General features: G+C 52.4%; 27 protein-coding genes. 12 read left to right on the top strand and 15 right to left on the bottom strand.

Annotation, left to right across the window (positions count from 1 at the left end; translation table 11 throughout):
• Window positions 1-80: 80 nt before the first annotated feature.
• Complete coding sequence (gene zapE / locus CX651_RS06465; protein WP_101054891.1) at window positions 81-1,175, bottom strand: cell division protein ZapE; 1,095 nt, start codon at window positions 1,173-1,175, stop codon at window positions 81-83.
• Between the two features lie 215 nt (window positions 1,176-1,390).
• Here zapE and CX651_RS06460 point away from each other — a divergent pair, with 215 nt between their 5' ends.
• From CX651_RS06460 to degS, 3 genes are all read left to right on the top strand, one after another.
• Window positions 1,391-1,744 carry a ZapG family protein gene (locus tag CX651_RS06460; protein WP_101054888.1) on the top strand — a complete coding sequence of 118 codons (354 nt, stop codon included), beginning with the start codon at window positions 1,391-1,393 and terminating at the stop codon, window positions 1,742-1,744.
• Window positions 1,745-1,886: 142 nt separating this feature from the next.
• Window positions 1,887-3,242: a Do family serine endopeptidase DegQ gene (gene degQ, locus CX651_RS06455; RefSeq protein WP_101054885.1), complete on the top strand. Its 1,356-nt coding sequence runs from the start codon at window positions 1,887-1,889 to the stop codon at window positions 3,240-3,242.
• A 149-nt stretch (window positions 3,243-3,391) separates the two neighbouring features.
• A complete protein-coding gene (gene degS, locus CX651_RS06450) occupies window positions 3,392-4,474 on the top strand; it encodes an outer membrane-stress sensor serine endopeptidase DegS (RefSeq protein ID WP_101054883.1) in 1,083 nt (360 codons plus the stop codon).
• Between the two features lie 76 nt (window positions 4,475-4,550).
• Here the strand turns inward: degS and rraB are convergent, their stop codons facing one another.
• The 6 genes from rraB to CX651_RS06420 form a co-directional block, all read right to left on the bottom strand.
• Window positions 4,551-4,934 carry a ribonuclease E inhibitor RraB gene (gene rraB / locus CX651_RS06445; RefSeq protein WP_101054880.1) on the bottom strand — a complete coding sequence of 128 codons (384 nt, stop codon included), beginning with the start codon at window positions 4,932-4,934 and terminating at the stop codon, window positions 4,551-4,553.
• A 31-nt stretch (window positions 4,935-4,965) separates the two neighbouring features.
• On the bottom strand, window positions 4,966-5,709 hold the full coding sequence (locus CX651_RS06440) for a 1-acylglycerol-3-phosphate O-acyltransferase (RefSeq protein WP_039034463.1): 744 nt from the start codon (window positions 5,707-5,709) through the stop codon (window positions 4,966-4,968).
• A 149-nt stretch (window positions 5,710-5,858) separates the two neighbouring features.
• A complete protein-coding gene (locus CX651_RS06435; RefSeq protein ID WP_101054876.1) occupies window positions 5,859-6,620 on the bottom strand; it encodes a metal ABC transporter permease in 762 nt (253 codons plus the stop codon).
• A 2-nt stretch (window positions 6,621-6,622) separates the two neighbouring features.
• Window positions 6,623-7,531: a metal ABC transporter solute-binding protein, Zn/Mn family gene (locus tag CX651_RS06430; RefSeq protein WP_101054872.1), complete on the bottom strand. Its 909-nt coding sequence runs from the start codon at window positions 7,529-7,531 to the stop codon at window positions 6,623-6,625.
• The gene (locus tag CX651_RS06425) at window positions 7,515-8,714 is read right to left on the bottom strand and encodes a hypothetical protein (protein WP_101054869.1); all 1,200 of its coding nucleotides are present in this window, start codon (window positions 8,712-8,714) and stop codon (window positions 7,515-7,517) included. Before CX651_RS06425 ends, CX651_RS06430 begins: the two co-directional genes overlap by 17 nt.
• Before the next feature lie 83 nt (window positions 8,715-8,797).
• Window positions 8,798-9,097, bottom strand: a complete 300-nt coding sequence (locus tag CX651_RS06420) for a DUF2946 domain-containing protein (protein ID WP_101054866.1) — start codon at window positions 9,095-9,097, stop codon at window positions 8,798-8,800.
• Window positions 9,098-9,332: 235 nt separating this feature from the next.
• Here CX651_RS06420 and CX651_RS20250 point away from each other — a divergent pair, with 235 nt between their 5' ends.
• Window positions 9,333-9,458 (top strand): hypothetical protein, encoded by a 126-nt coding sequence (locus CX651_RS20250; RefSeq protein ID WP_037436329.1) that lies wholly within the window; start codon window positions 9,333-9,335, stop codon window positions 9,456-9,458.
• Window positions 9,459-9,462: 4 nt separating this feature from the next.
• Here the strand turns inward: CX651_RS20250 and CX651_RS06415 are convergent, their stop codons facing one another.
• On the bottom strand, window positions 9,463-9,798 hold the full coding sequence (locus CX651_RS06415; RefSeq protein WP_101054864.1) for a hypothetical protein: 336 nt from the start codon (window positions 9,796-9,798) through the stop codon (window positions 9,463-9,465).
• A 180-nt stretch (window positions 9,799-9,978) separates the two neighbouring features.
• Between CX651_RS06415 and CX651_RS06410 the strand changes: the two genes are divergently transcribed.
• Entirely contained in the window at window positions 9,979-11,598 is a 1,620-nt protein-coding gene (locus tag CX651_RS06410) for a mechanosensitive ion channel family protein (RefSeq protein WP_101054861.1), read from the top strand.
• 60 nt (window positions 11,599-11,658) lie between these two features.
• Here CX651_RS06410 and CX651_RS06405 read toward each other — a convergent pair whose 3' ends face one another.
• Both CX651_RS06405 and CX651_RS06400 read right to left on the bottom strand, forming a co-directional pair.
• Window positions 11,659-13,365, bottom strand: a complete 1,707-nt coding sequence (locus CX651_RS06405) for a formate--tetrahydrofolate ligase (RefSeq protein ID WP_101054859.1) — start codon at window positions 13,363-13,365, stop codon at window positions 11,659-11,661.
• A 233-nt stretch (window positions 13,366-13,598) separates the two neighbouring features.
• Window positions 13,599-14,432, bottom strand: coding sequence for a MaoC/PaaZ C-terminal domain-containing protein (locus tag CX651_RS06400; RefSeq protein ID WP_101054967.1), 834 nt, complete (start codon window positions 14,430-14,432; stop codon window positions 13,599-13,601).
• Between the two features lie 198 nt (window positions 14,433-14,630).
• Here CX651_RS06400 and CX651_RS06395 point away from each other — a divergent pair, with 198 nt between their 5' ends.
• Complete coding sequence (locus CX651_RS06395) at window positions 14,631-15,425, top strand: methyltransferase domain-containing protein (RefSeq protein ID WP_101054965.1); 795 nt, start codon at window positions 14,631-14,633, stop codon at window positions 15,423-15,425.
• Here the strand turns inward: CX651_RS06395 and CX651_RS06390 are convergent.
• Together CX651_RS06390 and CX651_RS06385 are read right to left on the bottom strand one after the other, a co-directional pair.
• Window positions 15,386-16,021 carry a chemotaxis protein CheD gene (locus CX651_RS06390; RefSeq protein ID WP_101054856.1) on the bottom strand — a complete coding sequence of 212 codons (636 nt, stop codon included), beginning with the start codon at window positions 16,019-16,021 and terminating at the stop codon, window positions 15,386-15,388. The genes CX651_RS06395 and CX651_RS06390 overlap by 40 nt on opposite strands.
• A 45-nt stretch (window positions 16,022-16,066) precedes the next feature.
• Window positions 16,067-16,954: a TraB/GumN family protein gene (locus tag CX651_RS06385; protein ID WP_101054853.1), complete on the bottom strand. Its 888-nt coding sequence runs from the start codon at window positions 16,952-16,954 to the stop codon at window positions 16,067-16,069.
• A gap of 47 nt (window positions 16,955-17,001) precedes the next feature.
• Between CX651_RS06385 and CX651_RS06380 the strand changes: the two genes are divergently transcribed.
• Together CX651_RS06380 and CX651_RS06375 are read left to right on the top strand one after the other, a co-directional pair.
• On the top strand, window positions 17,002-17,313 hold the full coding sequence (locus CX651_RS06380; protein WP_101054850.1) for a prephenate dehydrogenase: 312 nt from the start codon (window positions 17,002-17,004) through the stop codon (window positions 17,311-17,313).
• A 145-nt stretch (window positions 17,314-17,458) separates the two neighbouring features.
• A complete protein-coding gene (locus CX651_RS06375; RefSeq protein WP_373296804.1) occupies window positions 17,459-19,192 on the top strand; it encodes a GGDEF domain-containing protein in 1,734 nt (577 codons plus the stop codon).
• On the opposite strand, the gene CX651_RS06370 is transcribed toward CX651_RS06375, so the two are convergent.
• Window positions 19,189-19,713 (bottom strand): DUF3016 domain-containing protein, encoded by a 525-nt coding sequence (locus tag CX651_RS06370; RefSeq protein ID WP_101054845.1) that lies wholly within the window; start codon window positions 19,711-19,713, stop codon window positions 19,189-19,191. The genes CX651_RS06375 and CX651_RS06370 overlap by 4 nt on opposite strands.
• 277 nt (window positions 19,714-19,990) lie before the next feature.
• On the opposite strand from CX651_RS06370, the gene CX651_RS06365 reads away from it, so the two are divergent.
• On the top strand, window positions 19,991-20,296 hold the full coding sequence (locus tag CX651_RS06365; protein WP_101054842.1) for a hypothetical protein: 306 nt from the start codon (window positions 19,991-19,993) through the stop codon (window positions 20,294-20,296).
• Between the two features lie 6 nt (window positions 20,297-20,302).
• On the opposite strand, the gene CX651_RS06360 is transcribed toward CX651_RS06365, so the two are convergent.
• Window positions 20,303-20,812, bottom strand: a complete 510-nt coding sequence (locus CX651_RS06360; protein ID WP_101054839.1) for a DUF4240 domain-containing protein — start codon at window positions 20,810-20,812, stop codon at window positions 20,303-20,305.
• Window positions 20,813-20,931: 119 nt separating this feature from the next.
• On the opposite strand from CX651_RS06360, the gene CX651_RS06355 reads away from it, so the two are divergent.
• The 3 genes from CX651_RS06355 (at window position 20,932) to CX651_RS06345 (ending at window position 22,731) form a co-directional block, all read left to right on the top strand.
• Window positions 20,932-21,327 (top strand): hypothetical protein, encoded by a 396-nt coding sequence (locus CX651_RS06355; protein ID WP_101054836.1) that lies wholly within the window; start codon window positions 20,932-20,934, stop codon window positions 21,325-21,327.
• 173 nt (window positions 21,328-21,500) lie between these two features.
• Window positions 21,501-21,773 carry an HU family DNA-binding protein gene (locus CX651_RS06350; protein ID WP_039034447.1) on the top strand — a complete coding sequence of 91 codons (273 nt, stop codon included), beginning with the start codon at window positions 21,501-21,503 and terminating at the stop codon, window positions 21,771-21,773.
• A 265-nt stretch (window positions 21,774-22,038) separates the two neighbouring features.
• Entirely contained in the window at window positions 22,039-22,731 is a 693-nt protein-coding gene (locus CX651_RS06345; RefSeq protein WP_101054833.1) for a TorF family putative porin, read from the top strand.
• Window positions 22,732-22,754: 23 nt separating this feature from the next.
• Here the strand turns inward: CX651_RS06345 and rimK are convergent, their stop codons facing one another.
• Window positions 22,755-23,660 carry a 30S ribosomal protein S6--L-glutamate ligase gene (gene rimK / locus CX651_RS06340; RefSeq protein WP_101054830.1) on the bottom strand — a complete coding sequence of 302 codons (906 nt, stop codon included), beginning with the start codon at window positions 23,658-23,660 and terminating at the stop codon, window positions 22,755-22,757.
• Window positions 23,661-23,675 lie beyond the last annotated feature (15 nt).

Raw genomic sequence — 23,675 nt, 5'->3', positions numbered from 1 at the left:
AGCACTTTGCCGCCATCCAAGGCTTATTGAGTATGGCTATTTGATTGAATTTTCCACACCTAAGCGGATCTCCCTTTTAGCTATGGCAGATGTTCCAGCGCCAGGTAATCCCGGGACTGCATCTCAATCAAACGGGAGCGACAACGGTGGAACTCGAAACTCAATTGCCCATCAGTGTAAATCTGCTCGAGCGGCACCTCGGCCGAAATGATCAGTTTCACATGCCGCTCATAGAACTCATCCACCAACGCCAGGAAACGACGGGCGATATCATCCCCTGTCTGCTGGGCGCCCATTTGTTCCAGGCCACTGAGCAGCACGGTATGAAACAGTTGCGCCAGTTCCATATAGTCCCGCTGACTGCGCGGCCCATCGCACAGGGCGCGGAAGTCGGCCAGCAAAACACCTTGGGCTTGTTTGCGGATAACTATGCTGCGTCCATCGATTTCCAGCGGCGTTTCCGAGACTTCTGACTCGGGCGCCAGTTGGGTGAAATAACGTTGCAGATTGGATTCGGCGGTTTCATCGAGTGGATGATGGTAGATCTCAGCCTGCTCCAGAGTTCGCAGTCTGTAGTCAATTCCTGAATCGACATTCAGCACCTGGCAGTTGGCCTTGATTTCGGCGATAGCCGGTAAAAATCTGGCTCGCTGCAAACCGTTCTTGTAAAGGTCATCCGGTACTATGTTGGAAGTAGCTACCAAGACTACCCCTTCCTTAAATAGGGCCTCGAACAGAGTGCCCAATAACATGGCATCCGTGATGTCCGAAACAAAGAACTCATCAAAACAGATCACCCGATATTGCGCTGCCATCTGTTTGGCTATCACCAACAGCGGGTCCCGGGTTCCCTTGAGTTCGTCCAGCTCCCGATGAATTCTGTGCATAAAGCGATGAAAATGCGCCCTCAGTTTCTGCTCACCCGGCAGGGCATCGAAAAAGGTATCCATAAGATAGGTCTTGCCGCGCCCAACACCGCCCCAGAGATAAAGTCCTTGAACCTTGGCGTTTTTTTCCCGGCTAAACCAATTGCGCCATCCGGACTTTTGCGGCCTTTGCAGCTCATCATAAACACGCTGCAATGCCTTTACCGCTTGCTCCTGCGCCGGGTCATGGCTGAAATCCTCACGGGTGAGATCTTGTTGGTAATGCTGCCAGGGGGTTAACTGCGACACTTGAATTCTTCTCTTTTAACCTTATTTGATGGGTACCTAGGAAAGTGGGAACAAGTCCCACGAGGACTTGTTCCCACTTTCCTTAAGCCAACTCACGCAACAGAGTTAGGGCGGCAAATGGTATCATGAGACCCACGCTCGGGGTATATTTTGCCTAATATCCCAATGGGATCGGGCAAGAGCATAAGACACAAAGACAAACTTAAGGAGTCGATATGGAATGGCCACTGGTGTTTGCGGCTTTTATTCTGGGGTTAATACTGGGTTATATCGGTAAGACCTTGGTCAGCCGCGGACTCGGCAAGAGTAGTAAAAGTGTGGCAATTGAACGCAGCAAGATGGAGTTGAGCCAACACAAACAAGAGGTCAGTGACCATCTGGCCGAACAGAGAGCACTGCTGGGACAACTGACAGAGCAAATCAATCGCCTCAATCAACATTGGAATCAGGGCAGCCAAAGATTGGCCAAAGAGGAGCAATTGGCCCCTTTGCCATTTATGCAATCCAGTATCAGTGACCTTGATGACAAGAGTGACGCCGTACTTTCGCCGGAAAGCATTAAAAATTAATCTTTATTAATGAAGGATGAACTTTTTAAACAAGATTAAAGTCGGATTAATTACCGAACGCTCGTAAGAGCCCTTACGATTCAGCCACCTTGGTGGCAAACAGTACATGGTTATTTGATCCCGTATTAGGAGCAATGCATAGATGAAGACCAAGTTATCTCTTGTTTCCGCCGCCCTGCTTGGAGCCACGCTGACACTGGCTCCTGTGGTTTCCCAGGCCGCTCTACCTCAAGCTGTTGCCGGCCAAACCATGCCGAGCCTGGCCCCCATGTTGGAGCAAACTACTCCGGCAGTTGTCTCTGTCGCCGTTTCCGGCACTCAGGTTTCCCGCCAACGGGTACCGGATATCTTCCGCTACTTCTTTGGCCCCAATGCCCCTCAGGAGCAAGTACAGGAGCGCCCCTTCCGCGGCCTGGGCTCCGGTGTCATCATAGATGCCGATAAGGGCTACATAGTCACCAACAACCATGTGATTGATGGCGCCGATGATATTCAAATAGGTCTACACGACGGCCGTGAAATAAAGGCCAAGTTGATAGGTAAAGATAAAGACGCCGATATCGCTCTGCTGCAGATTGAAGCCGACAACCTCACGGCAATCAAGTCCGCCGACTCGGATGACTTGAGAGTCGGTGACTTTGCCGTAGCCATAGGTAACCCCTTCGGTCTTGGGCAAACCGTCACCTCAGGTATAGTCAGTGCTCTGGGGCGCACCGGTCTTGGCATAGAGATGCTGGAAAACTTTATTCAAACCGATGCCGCCATCAACAGCGGTAACTCAGGCGGCGCCTTGGTTAACCTGCGCGGCGAGCTTATCGGTATCAATACCGCTATTGTGGCTCCCGGCGGTGGTAACGTTGGTATCGGCTTCGCAATACCGGCCAACATGGTTCACAGCCTGGTAGATCAGATTATCGAACACGGCGAGGTTCGCCGCGGTGTGTTGGGGGTCATGGGCCGAGATCTGGATAATGAACTGGCTCAAGGCTTCGGTCTCGAGACCCAGCACGGTGGCTTTGTCAGTGAAGTGATGGAAGGCAGTGCCGCCGACAAGGCAGGCATCAAGGCCGGTGATATTATCGTCAGCATCAATGGGCGCAAGATCAAGAGCTTCCAAGAACTGCGGGCCAAGATTGGCACCATGGGTGCCGGTAGTAAAATAGAGCTTGGCCTGATACGTGATGGTGATGACAAGACAGTCAAAGTCACCCTGGGTGAAGCCAGCCAGGTGAAAGAAACTGCGGCCGGCGCTGTTCATCCAATGTTGGCCGGTGCCACACTGGAGAACAGCAAGAAAGGTATCGAAATCACCGATATCGCCCAGAACTCTCCTGCGGCCATGAGCGGCTTACAAAAAGGTGACCTGATTGTTGGGGTCAACCGCACCAAGACCACCACCCTAAAAGCGCTGAAAGAAGAGCTCAAAGAGCAACAAGGCGCGGTGGCACTGAAGATAGTCAGGGGCAATAGCAGCCTGTATCTGATCCTCAGAGGTTGACAGCCATCCTGAAAAAGCGGGGTTCTCCCCGCTTTTTTTATTTCCGGCGCCCAATTCAGGGCAAAATTAACTTCCCGGGCCTTGACTATTGTTCGTAATAGCAAGAAACATGCTAATCTAACGAGCCTTTTTTAATATTCAGCAATATCATCACAATGAAAGAAACCCTGATCTATATCTGCAAAGCAGTGGTCTTTGGCCTGGTAATGGCAGCAGTCTTTCTGCTGGTCAGCCGTTTTATGGGCGAAGGCAATCTTGGTGGTAACCTGTTGCAGTTCAGGGGAAACAGTGGTGCAGAGCTGTCCTTTGCCAAAGCGGTACGCCGCGCCGCGCCTGCGGTGGTGAATATCTACAGCCTGAGCATCAACCAAAGCCGCCCCCTTAACGGCGGTTCGCTGCAGGGCCTGGGCTCAGGCGTCATCATGCGCAAAGAAGGCTACATTCTCACCAACTATCATGTGGTCAAGAAGGCCGATGAGATTGTGGTAGCGTTACAGGATGGTCGAAAATTCGGGGCCGAAGTGGTCGGTCAGGATCCGGAAACCGACCTGGCCGTACTGGAGATCCAGGGCGAAAATCTACCCGTGGTGCCGCTTAACCTCAACAGCCCTCCTCAGGTGGGCGATGTGGTGCTGGCCATAGGTAACCCCTATAACCTGGGACAAACCATCACTCAGGGGATCATCAGTGCCACCGGCCGTAATGGCCTGAGTACAGGATACCTGGACTTTCTGCAAACCGACGCCGCCATCAACGCTGGTAACTCGGGCGGCGCCTTGATTGACACCCATGGGGGACTCATAGGCATTAACACCGCCGCCTTCCAGATAGGTGGTGAAGGGGGCGGCCATGGCATCAACTTCGCCATTCCCATCAAGCTGGCATACGCCGTCATGGGCAAACTGATCAAGGATGGCCGAGTTATTCGCGGTGCCTTGGGGATCTCGGGTGAAGACGTTAGCCCGGTTGTGGCGCAAATACTCAACTTGCCGGATCTTCGCGGCGTAGTAGTGACCGGCATAGAACCCAACGGCCCGGCAGCACTGGCTGGCCTGAGACCCAGAGATGTAATCACTCAGTATCAGGGTGAAGACGTTACCCGCATTTATATGCTGATGGATAGGATTGCCGAGACCACCCCCGGTACCAAGGTCACCCTGCAGGTGATCCGCGCCGGTAAACAGATAGAACTTCCAGTAGTCATTGGCGAAAAGCCGGTCGACTACAACTGAAAATAAATCTGCCGGTTAAGATGGCAGAAATAAAAACACCGGGTCAATAACCCGGTGTTTTTATTGGTAGCAGGACTCACTCTTCGTCGTCTTCATCTTCCAGCTCGTCACCTATGTAATAAGTGCCCCAGCCGTCATAGTCGACCTTGTGCTTGACCGCAAGCTGCAGCAACTGCTCACAGGCCTTATCCAGAAGCTCGGCTTCCAGTTGATGATAAGCTATAGCGTCAAAGCAGAAAATCAGACTACCGTCATCCAGTTCCACCTCTTCAGCATCGTTAACCTCAAAGCCCAATTTAAAGGCATCGACTGCGGCTTTTTCCAGACGGTCAAAGTTAGTGGACGAAAAATGGTGCTCTATGGTGTATTCAGCATCGGCCTCAGAACCGTCATCCAGCAAGGACTGAATAATGTCACGGTTTTCCTGCTTCTGTGCCTGCAACAGACGTTCAATGGACATGCTTGTCTCCGAAAAAATAGGTCAGAGGGTATTATACGATATCCGCGGGCACAGTTTTACCCATAAGTGCTGCCGCCTCGGCATTGAGTTGTTTGAGCTTACTGGCCATGGTGGCATGGATCTTATCGGACAACTCTTTGACATTAGCCTTGCTCAAGCCTTGGGTTGCCACCGGCTCCATCATCTCAATAATCACCACACCATTGTTCCAACGGTTAAGCTTGATATGGCACTGATTGGAAGCCAGTACCGGCACCATAGGCACTCCGGCGGCTATGGCGGTATGAAATGCCCCTGCCTTAAAGGGCAACAAGCCGCGACCGCGACTACGGGTACCCTCAGGAAAGATCCACACAGAGAGGCATTTCTCTTTGATCTTGCGCGCCGTTTCGGCCATGGTTTCAAAGGCGCGGGCACGGTTCTTGCGATCGATGAGAATATTACCCGAAAGCCAATAAAGCTGACCAAATAGCGGCATCCACAACAGGCTCTTCTTTCCCAGGCTGACAGTGCCCTTGGGAACCGCGGCAGTATGGGTAAACATATCGAAATTATTTTGGTGATTCGCCAGGAAGATACAGGGCTCACCCGGTTTGGTTTTGCCTGCTCGCACTATGACTTTAACACCCAATATAGGCGCTACCGCCGAAAAAAGTCGGGCAAACAGGTGTACATTATCTCTGTGTCTCGGGCGTAAAATGCAAAAAATGCCACCAAAAACAAAGGCCAGCAACAAGAGCACTGCCAGCAGCAGAGAACGGACTATCAACAGCATAAATTTACTCCGCTTATGCAACGGCGGACAGTATAGCTACAGGCCTGCTGCGGCTCAATCTTTTGTTTACATCTGTGCGCTGATTTTTAACAGCAGAAAAAATGCGGCCACCGGGCCGCATTTGGGGGCTTGTTCTCAACTTCCTTGACTCAGCGAGGGTCGCTGAAACTTAACAGTATACGAAACAGCAGAGCGCTCAGTGCCAGAGTTGCCACTATGGCGGCGCCACTAGGCAGGTCATAACTCGCCGAGGCCCACAGGCCAGCGACATAACCCAATACCCCGACCAGATAGGCCCAGCCAAGTGCGAAACGGCCGTTGTATTTATTCAGCGCCAGTGCAGGCAGGATCAAGGTGCTGAACACCAGATAAACCCCCACCAACTCCACCGACAGGGTTATCACCAGGGCAAACAGGGGATAGAAGACGGCGCCATTGAGCAAAGACGGGCGCCACAGCAATAGCCCCAACACCAGAGCATAAACCAGAGCCGGCAAGATCAGTTGTGGCCAGTTGACCCAAAGGATCTGCCCCGACATCAGCTGTTTGAGCAACTCGGCGCCATGAGGGTCGTTGGAGAGCAACAACATGGCAGCCACTGCAGCCAACACGTAGAAGCAGCCGATCATGGCCTCCAGTTCAGAGGCCATTTTACGTGACAACCAGGCTATGATTCCGGCCCCGGCCAGGGCAAACAATGCAGGCATCCATACATGAGAATAAGGAATATCCTCCAGATCATGGTTAAGATGCGCCACTATCGCCCCCAGTGCCGCCACTTGGGCAATCGCCAGATCGATAAAGATAATCCCGCGCTTCAACACTTGGCGCCCCAATACCACATGGGTTGAGAGCACCAAGAGGCCGGCCGCAAAGGCCGGCAGGAGTATGCTGAACAGTCCGCTGTCCATAATCACTTCACGCTCTTGAGCAGCGAGATGGCGCTATCATACAAGCTGAAAAGATCCTGACTCTGGGCGTTTCCACCGACCGACATGGGCAACACCAACACCGGCAGCTTGGCTCTTTCACCCAGCCAATTGGCGCCGCGCTCATCCTGATAAGAAGCCACCACCACGGCACTGATATCCCCTTGCCCTGCCCGCTCAAGCAGTGAGGCCAAGTGCGAACTGCTGGGGGGCAACCCGGGCTTGGGCTCGAGATCTGCGACCTGAGAAACTCCCAACCAGTTGAACAGATAGCGGAAACTGGTGTGATAGGCGATAACCTTCTGGCCCTTGAGTGATGCCGCTTCGGCTTCCCATTTGGGAATCGCCTGCTGCCAACGCTCGCTGAATGCCTTGAGCGCAGCCTCATAGTCGGCTTTTCCTTGAGGATCCAGAGCCACCAGCTTGGCGCTCAGCGCCTTGGCGATATCCAGCATCCGATAAGGGTCAAAGTGCAGATGCGGATTCCCCTTGGCATGCACATCCCCCATGCTGCGGTCGACCGAATCCAGCTTATCCAGAGTCTCAACCTGATCGGCGGCAAAAAACAGCCCCTGATCCGTAGAGCGTACCTTGGCGTTGGATGACTTCATCTGCAGCATAGGCAACCAACCGATTTCCAGATCCGCACCGGCGCAGACCGCCAGATCAGCCTGGCGCATCTTGGCGATTAAACTGGGCCGAGCCTGCACCTGGTGAGGATCCTGCAAGGCCGTTGTGGCCGAATAGATGTCCGCATCAGGCGCCAAGCTCTTGGCCAATGCGGCATATTCAGGTTCACAAGCAAAAATATTCAGGCTGGCCTGAGCCTGCCAACTGGCCACCAGAGTCAAAGCGGCCGTGGCCAGGCCGACAAATTTAGAATTGATGCGCACCGTGGGCCCCCAGAGTCATAACGTATTGCAGAGTGATAACATTGTCGTCTTCGATACCATTGAAATTAGTGCCACGCTGATTGGTGTACTGCAGTCTTACGGTAGAGAAATGGCTATGATGCCAGGCCAGGCTGACCTCAGTTTCTTTCAGCTTCTGACCGTGGAAATGATCATCATGGGCCTGCTGGGTATCCAGCTCACCGTAACGGATCCCGGTAGACCAGCTGGGACTCCATTGGTAGACACCGCTCAGATACCAGCCCTGATGGTAATCTTTCGGCTCTGCATGAGCGTGTTCATCCTCGTGATGCTCATGCTCGGCCTCGGCAACGAAATCCGCCACCCGGAAATATTCACCACTCACAGTCAGATGCTGATACTTGTAGTTGCCGTTAGGCGCCCACTTGTAAACAAAGTCGGCGATATAGGTGTTTTCACCCGTATAGGCGGCACCATGGCTGTGACCTTCGTGGTCGTGATCATGCTCCTCTTCCTCACCCGCATGTTCTTCAAAGGGGGTCAGGCGGCCATTTTCGTTGCGCAGATATGACAACCCCAGCTGCCAGGAGCTGTCTGCGCCTATATCACCACCTATCTTGGTGTAAGCACTATAGACACCCACATCCTTGAATTCGCGCTCTCCGTGTTCATCTTCGGCACGCATCTTGTCGCCTTTGAAGGCCTCCAGTCCCATGACCCAGTAAAGATCAGTCGGTGCCACATAGTTCAAGCGGATACCATCATCGAAGTAGTGATTGCCCAAGAATGCACGGTAAGCCGCTGGTCGGTCGGTAAAGGCGTCTGTATGGGGATGTTGATTATTGAGATAGCCCACGTCAGACAGGAAACGACCAGCGCGCACCGCAAACCCGGCGGGCATGGCCAAAGTTTGAATAAAAGCCTCTTCCAGCTCCACTTCGGTATCACCATCATGGTTTTCTATGATGGTGGTGACTTTGCCATAGAACATATCATCAATATTGGCGCTGAGCGCCAGTTCGGTTTCCCCCAGACCAAAACCTTCCTGGCGCTCGGCCAAGGGACGGTCCGCCGTTTGATAATAGCCATCCAAAACCGCACTGATCGCCGGATTGGTCAGCGAAGGGTCCTGGGCCATGGCACAGGTGGAAACCAAGCCACAGGCCAAGACCAGAGGCGAAATACGAGTTGAAAAAACAGTCATTTTAGCTCCTGAAATACAGCAGTCATCGCACCGCAATCCCATGCGGTCGATAGCAAAAAATTTAAATAGAGGTTTCTTTAAATTCAGGCTGTTACAGGAGGAGCACGACTGTTGAACAGACGAACGTGGGGCGCCTGCCAGGAAGGAGCCGTAAAACTGACTCTGATATAGGATTGTTTGACAGTATCCAGGTGCAGCCCGGTGCCGGGCATAACCTTATTCAGCTGATGCTGATGAAAACAGAGAGTACAGTGGGTCTTGTGACCCTCTTGGAGATGGGAAATGCTGTGGGCCGATGCAGCCACAGACAAGAGCACCAATATGGCGGCAAGCCATATGGCAATAGTGCTTCTTGTACGAACAGCGATATCCAAACCTAACATCCCCCAGATAGATCCGGCGCTAGTGTAAGCCAGCCTGCCCCGAGGTTGCAACAAGGTTAACAAGGCGAAGCTGAAACTAAAAGTTACAAGATATGTAACGGCGCAGAGGTTTCGGCGCAAACCACCGGCCGGGCTGAGATTAAGTTCTGCTTAAGCTCTGGCGGTTAAGGTTTACCCTATACTCTTGTGCTCGCGCGGGCTCGCCCATGGGAGCAGCCTAACCAAAGGAAAAGCTATGCTGGCATTTCTCAAAAATAACCTGGGGATTATCCTATTTGCCATTCTGTTTTGCGGCGCCATTTTGGGCGGTATCTATTACGTAGAAACCTCCCTGGCCAATCAGGTACAGGTGGTAGACTGAGCCCTCAGCGATACTTCTGCCGCTGCGCCGAATCATCCTCTTCAACTTTAACCGGTGCCTCAACCGTGTGCAGATGATCCATCAGGTGGCTGATCAGCAAGACTATCAGCCCAAGGATTGCAACAGGTATCCCGAAGTGCCTGGTCTCTGGTATCAACCAGGAGCAGATCGCCGCCACCAGTCCCAGGTAAAAACCCACCAGTTTCAATTTCAATAACCAAGGCGTCTTTCCAAGCCAGGCCTCGCAATGAGGGCACTGGATCTGCGCAGAAAAGCCGCTGCCCCGCTGTTGGGCTATCTGAGAAACATTAAAGGTTTTATTGCAATTGGAGCATAACACTCGGGCGTTCTCCGGCGAGTTCGACAAAGGGGCGCTATTCTAGCAAAGCTGGCGTCCGCCTTATATCTCCTATGTGTTAAAAACCACAAATCCACGCGCTTTTTAGGCACCATGGAAATTTTCGTGTCATATTTATTGACTCAAACACTTCAGAAAAACAGATAAAAATCGGACAAAAACATGGTTAGATCTCTCTTGCTCGTGTTGTGTTTAACTCTTTCCTGGCAATCCTTTGCATCTGAACCTGAACCGCTCGCCACCGAGCAGCTCACTTTGATGCAGCAAACTATAAGACAAAATATCCAACAGCTTCGCACTGCCAAAGGCGAACTCAAGGCAGTGACTGAGTTTAGGATCAAGGCGCTGACTCTGGCGCAGCGAAATAAACTCAAAGAGAGCATAGATGCCATTGGCGACAAGAATGCAGCCCCTCAGGTCCTGATGAGCGTTCTGCCGCACCTGGAGGCGCAGCGACAACTCCTGCAGCAAATGGTGCAATATCTCGACAAGGAGATAGTGTCGCTGCAGGGCAAGCTCGGCAAAGGGGAAGATCAACAGCTGATGCTTGAGATATCCCGCCGTAGTCTGGAAAAGGATGAAATTCAAAAAGGCTTGCTGGAACTGCTCAATTGGTCAGAACAACTGGGACAGGATGTCAGCCAGGCGAAAGAATCACTCAAGCAACGTCTTATCGTCAGAGCCGAGTTGCTCGAGAGTCTGGTGAGCTATAACCAGCAACAATTGGGGGTACAAATAGCCGAAAATGCGCTGGCGGGCAAAGATGTCAGCAGCGAGCAGAGCAAGACCTTGACCCTGCTAAAAGAACGGTTGGAAAACAACAGCAGCAGCCTGAGTGCAGTGATAAGCATGCTGGATAAACTGGATGTAGATACCAGCGATCTGAAAAAGACCTTGTTTGCCATCTCCGGGGATATCACCCAGGACGTCCTCAATATCGATATCGTCTCCAGTCTGGCCGGACAATGGTTCGATATCGCCAAGGCGCAGTTGATTGAAGGTGGGCCGGATATACTGTTCAAGATATTTATCTTCTTGTTTATCTTGCTAATCACCGTCTTGCTGGCCAAACTGACCAAGCGAATCGTCGCCAAGGCGGTCAGTAACTCCAAACTCAAGTTCAGCAAGCTGCTGCAAGACTTCTTCACCTCGCTTTCCGGCAAGATTATTTTCACCCTGGGGCTGCTGATAGCCTTGTCACAGCTTGGATTCGAACTTGGCCCACTGCTGGCTGGTTTCGGTATTGCCGGGGTGATTATCGGTTTTGCGCTGCAGGATACCCTGTCCAACTTCGCCTCTGGGATGATGATCCTTATCTACCGTCCCTTTGATGTCGGAGATCTGATCCATGCCGCCGGAGTCACAGGCAGAGTCAGCCATATGAGCTTGGTATCTACCACCATCAAGACCCTGGACAACCAACGACTGATTGTTCCCAACAACAAAATTTGGGGCGATACCATCAACAATATCACCGCCGAGCATCACAGGCGGGTAGATATGACCTTCGGCATCAGCTACAGCGACAATATCGAACAGGCCGAAGCCGTGCTGGAGCAACTGGTGCAAGAGCATCCCAAAGTACTTAAACACCCTGAGCCCACGGTTAAACTGCACCTCTTGGGTGAATCCTCGGTGGACTTTGTGGTGCGCCCCTGGGTCAGGCCGGAAGATTACTGGGAAGTTTACTGGGACATCACCCGGGCGGTGAAGATGCGCTTCGACGAGGAAGGGATCAGCATTCCATTCCCGCAGCGGGATGTACACTTCTACCGCGGTTAAACCGGTGCGGCAGTATCCAACACCACAAAGGGCGCAGATGCGCCCTTTGTCATTGCCGAGTTAAAGCCCTATCACTTCACCCTGTTCATCGATATCGATATGCAGGTAGCCTGGGTTCAAACCCAGCCCAGGCATTGTCATCACCTTGCCCACCAAGGCGGTGACAAAACCGGCTCCGGCATTGAGCCTAAGCTCAGTGATTGGCAGGGTAAAACCGCTTGGCGTGCCCTTGAGTTTGGGATCGTGACTGATAGACATTGGCGTCTTGGCCATACACACAGGCAGCTTGTCTGCGCCAAGGCGCCGGATCTCGGCCAGTTGCTCACGGGCCTTGGCCGACAACTCTACCCCGGCAGCGCCATAACCAAGCTCGGCCAAGGTTGCCAAGCTGGCCTCGAGTCCAAGCGAAGGGTCATAAAGAGGCTTGAAGCCATCCCCCTTGCCAATGGCCGCCAATACCGACTCGGCCAGAGCCTTGGCGCCATCGGCACCTAGTGCAAAGGCCTCACTGAGTTCACAAGCATCGGCGCCCTCAGTCAGACAGGCCTGTCTCAGCCACTCAAGCTCCTGCTCGGTATCTTCGGGAAAACGGTTGATGGCCACTACCACAGATGTGCCGTAGCGGCGCACATTGGCCAGGTGCCAGGCCAGGTTGGCAAAGCCCTGCTCCAGTGCCTGTTGGTTAGGCCGACTTACAGCCTCTCCCTTGAGCCCGGCGTTACTCTTAAGCGCTCTCAAGGTCGCCACCAAGACGGTGCAATCCGGCTGACGTCCGGAAATCGGCGCCTTGATATTGCAGAACTTCTCAAAGCCCATATCAGAGCCAAAGCCACCCTCTGTGACCACATAGTCGCTGAGTTTCAGCGCCATTTCGTCGGCAATGATAGAGGAATTGCCATGGGCGATATTGGCAAAAGGCCCAGTGTGGATAAGACAAGGGGCGCCGTTGAGGGTCTGCATCAGTGTCGGCTCCAGCGCCTGACGCAAAATGGCACACATGGCACCGGCAACCCCGAGCCGCTCGGCTGTGACGGCCTGTCCGGAGGTATCGAGTGCCAGCAACACCTGGCCGATACGGCGGCGCATATCGGCAAGATCGCGACTCAGGGCCAAAATGGCCATCAGCTCAGAGGCGGCGGTGATATCAAAGCCAGACTCATGCTCGGGGCCATTGTTATTTCCCAGCCCAACCTGAATCTGCCGCAGACTGCGATCATTATGATCCATCACCCTGTGCCAAAAGAGCTTTTCCGGATCGATATTGAGCGCATCCAAGCCACTGCGACGGCTGAACTCTGCCGCCCCGAGGCGTTGCTCGTGATGCAGCCTGGCATCCAGCGCGGCGGCGGCCAGATTGTGGGCGCTGGTAATGGCGTGAATGTCCCCGGTAAGATGCAGATTCAGTTCTTCCATCGGCACTATCTGGGCATAACCACCGCCGGCAGCTCCCCCTTTGACGCCAAAGACCGGCCCCATACTGGGCTGGCGCAAACAGGCGCAGACCTTGTGTTCGAGCGCATGCAGGGCCTGGGTCAAACCTATGCTGGTCACCGTCTTGCCTTCACCGTGTGACGTAGGGGTTATCGCAGTCACCAGAATCAGCTTACCGGGCAGATAGTCATAGACCCGTTCGAGCAAGGACAGCGGGATTTTTGCCTTGTGGTCGCCGTAACAGCTGAACTCACCGGGACGCAACCCCAGCTCAGTAGCAATATGCTCAATGGGACGCCTCGGCGTCATTCTAGAGATCTCTATGTCCTTCAACATTCAGTAAAACTCCCACAAGGGCCAAAGCAAATAGATCAAAGGACCCGCATACTAGGCCATTCCGGCTTCAAGCTAAAGTCGGAGCCCTCTTTATTCAGCAATACCTTAATCTGGGTCAAGAAATCTCTGGCCTGAATTGGCCGAAAAACAGTTTCCGAACGGAGGGAAAATAGCGAACGCAGGAATAATGGCGCCAAACAGGGGCCAAGGCGGAAAACCTAGGCCCCGACAGCTTAGAGCAGGGAGATCTCACCACAAAGATGCGGCCTGCGCCCTTTCTGATCTCTGAGTTCAAACTTATAGCCCTGCTCCATGGCCTCGGCGCAGAAGCAAACACTGGCCGGCATAAACAGCGGCAACTTGAACGCCACGTCAATGACACAGGGCCTATTGCCCAGCTCAGGCATCAACTGAGCCACGCAGCGGGCCTTGGACCACATGCCATGGGCCAGCACCCGGTCGAAACCAAAACGCTTGGAAAGCAAGGGATGCAGATGGATCAGGTTATAGTCACCCGAGGCCCTGGCATAACGCCGCCCCAAGTCGTCACCCAACTCCCAGACACTGGGGTTTTCCCACTGAATATCCCCGGCCTTGGGGGGTCTTGCCCTGCGCCCCGGCTTATCTATGCGATACAGATAAGTAGACAAGGATTCCCACACCAGCTCTCCGGCCACAGTCACCCTGGAAATAAGGTCAAACTCCAGCCCGGAATCTGTCTCTCGGCTGTCAGTGAGGCGACAGTCGATATCGAAACGCTCATCCACAGTAACACTGCGAAACTGACTGATACGGTTACGCAAGTGGATCATACCCAGCAGAGGAAAAGTGATGGCGTCATGGGTAAAGATCACCGCATGCAACCTGAAGGCCATCACATACAGATAGGTAGGCGGCAGAGTTTTGCCATCAAACTCGAAGCCACACACCTGAGCGTAGTCGGCCACCTTGCCGGGCTCCAAAGCCACGCCGGGAGTATTAACGCTGATACGAGGTAAAGGCTGGTTGTCCCAGCCAGGCTTTCGCCCGAAAAAAATCTTGCGATACAGCGAAAACAACGAAGGCATTGTTCGCAGTTCGACACTGAATTCCATAACCAAAAAGCCCACCTTGAGTATTCCAAGCCGAGCATTATACCTCATCCCTGCCGTTTTCGGAGCTATCTATGATTTTGCGATCTGTCCGCCATAAGCGCTTGGCTCTGATGCCAAGGGCTGCGGCTTGTGAGACACTATATGCCTTCAAGTCATTCAGAACCCTCCAAAGTGCAAGATCAGAACTTTGACAAGCTGGCGCAAAAGTTCGCCAACAATATTTATGGAACCCCTAAAGGGCAGATCAGAGCCGCCGTACTCTGGCGCGATCTGCAGGAACAGTTACCCTATTTTGCCGGCCGTAAACTCAGAGTACTGGATGCCGGTGGCGGTTTCGGTTTTTTCAGTCAGAAACTGGCGGCCATGGGGCATGAAGTCGTTCTTTGCGACATCTCCTCGGCCATGCTGGAACAAGCCAAAGAGCAGATTGCCGCCTCGGCCGAGCCCTTGGATATTCAACTGCTGCACTGCGCCATTCAGGAGCTGAACGTAACGGAACTGGGCCAGTTCGACCTCATTCTCTGTCATGCAGTTGCCGAATGGTTGCATGATGCCAAGGGTACGCTGGCGGGCTTGCTGTCACTCTTGAAAGATGACGGCCTGTTTTCACTGATGTTTTTCAATAAGGAAGCGATGCGCTTTCACGCCCTGGTGTCAGGCAATCTCGACTATGTGGCTGCCGATCTGCAAACCCGCAAAAAAGTCCGCCTCAGCCCGAAACATCCGCTGCAAATAGCCGATGTACAAGCTTGGTTTAACGAGTGGCAACTGAGATTGAGGTGTGAATCCGGGGTACGGGTCATCCATGATTATCTTAAAAAGAGCTTGCCGGATAATTTCGACTTCCAGCAACTGCTGGAGATGGAGCTGAAATACTCACGCCAGCAACCCTATCTGTCTCTGGGGCGCTACGTGCATTTCATTGCTCACAAGGCATCCGGGCCGAACAACTCGATCGAGGGTTGATCTTTGCCATCCACTATCTGATCCAGATAACGGTTCTCTTCCGGCACCAGCTGCGCCAGACGTTCGGGATCCATGTGCTTGAGCAAGACCTTGCCACTGTTGGGGTGAAACATCACCTTACGCGGCCAAGGGCCGCCCAAATCCTCCGCCTGCACAGGGATCTGCTCGATTTCGAGATAACCTAGTACAAAATCTATGTTGGACTGGCCGACATTCAGCACACTGCTTTGGCCCAGTCTGGCGCCGCCGAATACTTTGGCCTGTAATCTGTGTCGCTGACCACCGACACAGAGTATGGCATTGATCAACTGCTCCATGGCCCAGTTGCCGTAGCGGCAGCTGTAGCTGGTCAGTTGGTGCCAATCTTCGTGAAGTTTGCGCTCGGGTAACAGAAAGTGATTCAGACCACCTATGCCGAGTACGGGATCCCAGATACAAGCCGCCACACAAGACCCCAAGCGGGTAAAAATGTACTCATCGGCACCTGTAATATAAAAATCGCCGGGATCGACCCTGGCAACCACCTTGCCAAAACGTTGATCCCACTGACGAACTGTTCCTTCAAACCCCTTGTACGCATCGCTAATGCCTTGCATCTCAACTCCCTGTGTCCAAGCACAGCAAGTATAGACCTCAGCGCCTCAGTTTGCCTCGCCGGGCGGTATATCACAGCTTTGCCGCCAGCAGTTACGGCTGCTGACACCGGCTTTATGCAGATACTCGAGTAGGCTCCTTTTGCCTGCCAGATGCCCGGCACCGACGGCCACAAATAGTGGTGCCTGATTGGAGCCCATTAGACTCAACAGGCGCTCGGCCATGCCTTGGTTACGCTGCCACAGCAGTTTTTCCAACAATACATCTTCACCTTCGGTGGACAGCTGATGCAGCATCAACTCAGCCAGAGCTTTTTCATTACCGCTGCGCCAGGCGGTGATCAGTGCCTGGATCTCCCGATCTTCGCCGCGAATGCTCTCCCTAACCATACTCCACTGGTACTCCAGCGCCAGCGAGTCCAGCAGTGCCAACTGCATTTCTGTACTTTCCAGCTCCAACACAGGTTTATCACCGACTCCATCCAACAGATACTGTTCCACACCCAGGCTGGGTTGATAACCCAGTTCAACGAAGCGCTGCATACTGATCTGTACCGACTGCAACCAGGGGGACATCATAGCCAATTGCCGGCATAAAGGTTTGCCGCCACAATATTCCTGCAGCAGCGTCTGGGTTTCCTCATCCGGTATTGCGGCCTTTAAGCCATACTTCTGCAATAATTGCTGCGCCGCAGGATCACGGACATCGGCTTCCAGTACCAGAGCGCCGGCGTGGCGATAGGCCTGCTCTATCTGGTTTGACAGTGGGTAGAAATCAGCCTTGCCGACATGCACTGAGCCCATGAGAAAAGCCGTCTTGCCGGCAAACTCCAATTGGTAGAAGGGTGGTGTATCACCATCTTTTGCTTGAGCCACGCCACTTAAAAGTAAGCCACATCCTAAGAAGAACCACAGCAGTCGACTTGTTGCGCGCATCCCTGTTCCTTATAATTTCAGCCAAAGTTCACCAGTTAGAGGCTGTTATGCCATACACTAAGGTCATTGAGCAACTGAAAGCCAATCTGCAGACCGCTTACCGCCAGGCTGTCGATGCCGATAATCGTCTGGATCAGCTGCAACAGGCCGGTCATGGAAAGTTTTCTGCCGTATTCACCCAAGAACAAGGCTTTACCACCCGAAGTAATCGCTTCCTCCCTTATGTACAGGAGTTGGCACAGGCGGTAGCGGATCTTGAAGCCGAAACGGCACCTACACCGGAACAGTTGGAGGCGCTGCTACCGAAACTGGCGGTCTTGCTGCAAACACTGCAAAAATTTAAACAGCAGAGTAAGTAGCTAGAGAAGTTTACATAAGAGTAAGCAGCGAGAGTTCAAACAGCTGAATCAATAATATGAGCCGGGCCAACCCCGGCTTTGTCATCTAAATGTCATCTAGCAAGACTAAACTCTATCCGATTTGGGCCTGGAGAGGTATTGCAGTTTGATGGCCATAGACAGGATAGCTGAACTTGGAAGTGTGTTGGATAACGAGGATGTCACCGCACTGTTTCAGCCTATTATCAATATAGACAGTAATAGTATCCACGGCTTCGAAGCTCTTAGCCGCGGCCCCATAGGCAGCAGTGTTCACTCTCCATTTCATCTGTTCAGCGCTGCCGAACGCCAAGGACGTCTCTCCGAGCTGGAGACCTTGTGTCGCCGGGTATCCATAGCCCAATTTCAGCAAAAACAATTGCCTGGCAAGCTGTTTATCAATATTTCCCCCAAGGCACTGCTGGATCCAACCCATCCTAAGGGGCAAACCCTCAAGCTCTTGCAACAGTTCGGCATAGCGCCATCCAATGTGGTCATAGAGCTGTCGGAACAATACCCGGCCGATGACATAGATCAGCTCAAAGCCTGCCTTAATCACTATCGTAACCAAGGTTTTTTAACCGCTCTCGACGACTTGGGTGCCGGTTATTCTGGCCTGCGTCTCTGGTCAGAACTCTCCCCCGACTATGTCAAAATTGATCGCCATTTTATTCATCAGATAGACAAGTTTCCGGTAAAACAGGAGTTTGTCCGCTCCATCATAGAGCTTTGCCAAAGCCTGACCTGTAAAGTCATCGCCGAGGGTATAGAGACTGAAGCCGAGCTGACCATATTGCGCCAGCTCGGCTTCACTTATTGCCAGGGCTTTTTGCTCGGCAGACCCGAGGCGCAGCCAGATAGACAACTGCAAACCCGCTATCTTGCCATTCGTCAGCAGGAACAACCGAGATACAACGAGGCGGCAGAGAGCCTGTGCCATCAGGCACAAACCTGCCCCTCCGAGACTGAGCTCAAGCAGTTGAGTGAACGCTTTCTCGCCCAGCCGGAGCTTCAGTGCATAGTGGTGTTGGAGCAAAAGCGTCCCTTGGGACTGATCTATCGCCATCGGCTGATGGAGCTATTTTCCCGCCCCTATGGCCGCGCCCTTCATGAGCACCAGGCGGTCACAGAACTCATGGACAGAGATGTGCTTATGGTCGATGCGGCTACACCTCTGTCATTGGTGAGCCAAAAACTTACCGCTAAGCCTGGCTCCGAAATAGCGCAGGAATTCATTATTCTGCGTCAAGGGGAATTTATCGGTCTTGGTCACACCCGCGAGCTGCTGCAACGCATCACTGAACACAGAATACAGATGGCACGCCACGCAAACCCATTAACGGAATTGCCCGGAAATGTGCCCATTCAGGAAGAGCTGCAACGGCTACGTAAACTGCGACAGCATTTTTATCTGGCCTATTTTGATCTATGCCATTTCAAGCCTTATAACGACATCTATGGCTTCGGTCGTGGTGATGAGGTGATAAGGGCCGTCGCCGGCCTGCTCAGACAATATGGCAAGGCACAGTTTATCGGCCACGTGGGTGGCGATGATTTTGTGATGATAGGCACAGAGCCAAAACTGCTCAGGGTTTGTCAGCAGATATTGACAGAGTTTGAACGGGGCAAGAGGCAATTTTTCAGTGATGAACATTGGCAAAGGCAGCACTTGTTTGCCCAGGACAGACAAGAGCAGGAATGCTTTCAACCGCTATTGCGCCTCAGCGTCGGAATACTGCCACCGCCATTAAGCCTGGACGCCAACGAGCATGAATTGTCCCGCCTGTGTGCGCTGGCGAAAAAGCAGGCCAAGCACAACCCTCAAGGGCTGTGCTTGCTGGAGATGCCGAAAACGGCTTAGAGTTTGGGCTTGAGTGTTTTCTGGAACCAGTCTTTCAGCATTCTTTCTTCATAGCGGAAGCTGTCACTGTTGATTCTGTCTACATGGTCGAGAAACTGCATATCGGTCAGCTTTTCATCGCCGGCAATGACTAGCTGATCGCCTTCCATCAAGCGATAACTGAAGCTGATCTTAGGCGGATAGACGTTCTTGACTACGCGTATATCGTTGGCGGTAGCGCCAAAGGTAGGCCGCACATCACCGGCCAAATCCACATCTGTGACTGTCAGTTCCAGCTTTTGGTTATCTTTTAGAGATGAGGAAACATCTTTATCCAAGGCTTTGGTCAAAGTATCAAACAGACGTTTTTCATACCGGGATTGCAGCTCACCGGCAGACTTGATATCCCGAAAATCCTTGGGTGACTGCCACTCTATTTTCACCTTACCCGATTCAGTAACCGGGTTTTCATCGGCCTTATCGGCCGCCAGCACCGAGCCAGAGGCCAGGGCACTTACAAGTAACAGATGTCTGATTTTCATATCAGCCTCCTTTGGGAGCGATTGTCAGTATGCTTTTGCTTCGAACTCAGAGTATAAAATTTAACCTGAATCCGGGCTTAACGCAAAACTAATATGAGAATAGCATTGTGTTATAAGTAGCTATTTTAATGTAGTATTTTTCGCAATACACCATCCAAAAAGATTAACCTGAGTATCAATTTGTAGCAGCAACAACAAACTTTCAAACAATGCGGCTTGAGTCAGGCCCGAGGAAGTAATCTAATAAACCAAAAACCGAGCCATAACAGGAGCACCAGTGAAACTCTCACCGCCTTTGCTGATTACCTTGGGACTATTTACCGCTCTGGGAATTGTTCTTATCGCCATCAATCAGGATGCCAAACCCAAGGGGCCGGAAACCTGGAGTGCCTTCATTTATACCCATGGCTTTGATTCGGGGCGTTATATCAAAGAGGACGATTTTGGTGATTATGCCAGCTGTAAGGCGTTTGCTACCGAGAAGTCCCAGGCCGCAGAGGGGGCACCTTGGGAGTGTGGCAGCTATTGCCGCTTCGACTCCCGCCGTCAGGGCTTTCAGTGTGAACAGATGCGCAACGACTAAGCCTGCTTAGAAAGGAAAACGGGCACAGAGCTTGGGGTACAGTTTACGCAGAGCCTTGGGCTGATCGTTGAAACGCTTACCCTTGGGCTGACTCAGCCCCGAAGGCACAAACGGTAACTCTTTCCCGGTACGAGTCTCGTATAACTGGCCGGCCAACAGATCTATTTCCTCAACAAAAGGATAGGCATAACCATTCAATTGTGGCCAAACTTCCAGCTCCCCTAACGAATCCGCTGCATTGCAGGCCGCCTGATAACGCTCCTTTCCCAGAGTCACCAGGAAATTGCGAAACTCGGCAAAGCCATAATCTGAATCGATTCCGGCGATGATGTAAGCAGCGCCCCAAAGATCCCAGCTGTAGCTCAGCCGGAGCTGCCGGGCAAAGTGTTTATCAAACTCTGCCAGTTCATCATCGCTCAAGCTTTGCAGTTTTTCGGTCAAACGCGCCTGGAGTTGCTGTTGGTCCTGATCGGGATAGTCGCGGCTGACCAGCTCCCAGAACTGCTCTTCTGTCATTGAGTGTTATCCTGCCAAAAATGTCAGCGCTCATTTTACCGGAAAAAGCGATTAAAATCCGGCTGGACTCACTCCAGGGCTTTCCATAGACTTAGGCCAATTTCTCACAGGAGTCATTTATGTCCATTTCAAGACCAATACCCTTGGTACTACTTTGCATCCTCTATCTGGTACTGGCCGGGGTAGCACTGTGGCGCACCATCAGTACGGGGGCAATAGATCTATTTACCTTGGGAGTCATCCCAGTATTGGTGGGCATAGTGTTACGTACAAGTTGGTCGCTGTGGGCACTGCGTATCTATCTCTTTATCCAGACTCTGGGGCTGCTGGCATTGGCCGCTACTGCACTGATGGCACTGCAGATAACACCTGAAGATGTCAAACTTGAGCTGGCTGGGCGCAATATCCCCTTGCTGCCGCTGGCGGCTGTGTTGTTGGCCTTACTGTTATTCCAGTATTGGGTGGCTTTTTCCGCCAACACAAAATGCTTTTTGCAACAGGAAAAATCTGACTAGATCGCACTGAATTTAAGGAAATCGGCGCCCAGCTCACAAATTTGTATAATTTTGGTTAAAAAATAACAAATAAAGCTCAAGAAGCCCGCTGAAAGGCCTTTTCAAGCCAAAAACCTTATGGCATGTTAGATGGGCAATAATAATTCAATCGACGGAAAGAAGAGACGCTCCAGATGAACAAAACTGAACTGATCGCAAAAATGGCAGAACATGCAAACCTGTCCAAAGCAGAAGCTGCCCGCGCCCTCAAGTCGTTCGAAGTAGCAGTGACTGATGCCATGAAAGAAGGATCTAAAATCTCCATCGTAGGCTTTGGTTCTTTCGAAACCTCAACCCGCGCGGCCCGCACTGGCCGTAATCCGCAAACCGGTAAAGAGATCCAGATCCCTGCCGCTACGATTCCCAAGTTCAAGGCCGGTAAGGCACTGCGTGACAGCGTCAACTAAGCCGCTTTTCACGGATGAAAGCGCCTCATAATGAGGCGTTTTTTATTGCCTGTCGTGCCCAACACTCAACTGCACAAAAAAAGGGCAAAACGCCCCATTTAAACGCAACATTTCATTAACCTCCTTTATATTCAAAAGCTAACCACATGTATTTAATGCCTATTTAAACTTGGCACAAGATTCGCTCATTCCGCACAGACAATAACGAGTGTCTGCGCCGGTCGCTATTACCGGTTTCGGAATCCAAACCATTGAGGGGATGAGAATGAAACACACCAAGTTTTCAATGTCAGTTATCGCAGGTCTGTTGTTGCTGGCCGGCGAAGCCCAGGCGACTGTATCAGGGAATATAGGAGCCACCTCCAACTATCTGTGGCGTGGGGTTACCCAGACGGATGACTCTGTCGCCGTTCAAGGTGGTATAGACTATAGCCACGATACAGGCTTTTACCTGGGCACCTGGGCCTCCAATGTCGACTTTGGTGATGACACCAGTTACGAGCTCGATTTTTACGGCGGTTACTCCGGCAGCATAGGCGAAGACTTTGGCTATGACATCGGCTATCTTTACTATGGCTACCCGGATGCCGAAGGCGATATCGACTTTGGTGAGCTGGCGCTGACTCTCAGCTGGAAGTGGTTTGAGCTGGGTTATGCCAAAGTGGTTAACGCTGGTGATGATGTAGCCAAAGCGCCGCTGGATAATAAGGATTTAAGCTATATCCACGCAGGTTTCAGTTATCCCCTCACGGAAACCGTGACGCTGACGGCACACTATGGTTATTCAGACGGTGATGTGGTGCAGAGCTGGTTTGGAGTTTCCGACTACGCCGACTACCATCTGGCCATCAGCAAGGAGACAGGAATAGGCTCTGTCTCCTTTATGGTGGCCGATACGGATCGGCCGAACGACGATGCCAAGATAGTGCTCAGCTATGTCTATGAGTTCGAATTCTAAGGATGGGAAAGCCCGAGGCGCAATCAGGCGATGACAGGTCGATTGCGTTTACGGGCGGCAACCATTTTTTCGATATGTTCCACTATCGGCTCGGCCACCTTGATACCTGTGGTCAACTCTATACCTTCAATACCCGGAGCTGAATTGACTTCAAGCACCAAGGCGCCACGCTCGGAGCGAAGAATATCCACCCCGGCCACAGCCAGCCCCATCGCCTTAACCGCATCAATGGCTGTCTTGCGCTCCTGAGGGGTAATCTTAATCTTCTCGGCGCTGCCGCCTAAATGCAGATTGGAGCGAAAATCGCCCTCCGGCCCCTGGCGTTTCATGGCCGCAACCACCTTATCACCCACCACAAAGCAGCGGATATCACTGCCGTTGGCTTCTTTGATATATTCCTGCACCAGAATGTTGGCCTTAAGCCCCAAAAAGGCTTCTATCACACTCTCGGCGGCCTTTTTGGTTTCTGCCAGCACCACACCTATTCCCTGGGTACCTTCCAAAAGCTTTATCACCAGCGGCGCCCCACCCACCATAGCGATAAGATCCGGAATATCATCCGGCTTGCTGGCAAAGCCTGTGACCGGCATGCCCACCCCTTTGCGGGACAGCAACTGCAGTGCCCGCAGCTTATCCCTTGAGCGGGCAATGGAGATGGAATCATTGGCGGCGTACACCCCCATCATCTCAAACTGGCGAACCAGGGCGCAGCCATAAAAAGTCACACTGGCATGGATCCTCGGGATAATGGCATCAAAACCGGCAAGCTCTTCACCTTCAAGATGAATACTGGGTTGCACCGAGTTGATGTTCATATAACAGTTGAGTGGATTGATCACCAAGGCCTGATGACCACGCCCCTCACAGGCTTCCACCAGCCTGCGGGTAGAATAGAGCTCGGGAAATTGAGAAAGGATACCGATTTTCATGTTTGGAAGACCCGG

It is taken from the genome of Shewanella chilikensis (genome assembly GCF_002836945.1).
Classification (GTDB): domain Bacteria; phylum Pseudomonadota; class Gammaproteobacteria; order Enterobacterales; family Shewanellaceae; genus Shewanella; species Shewanella chilikensis.
Note: the sequence above shows the minus strand (reverse complement) of the source record. Positions and strands in the feature narration are given on the sequence as shown.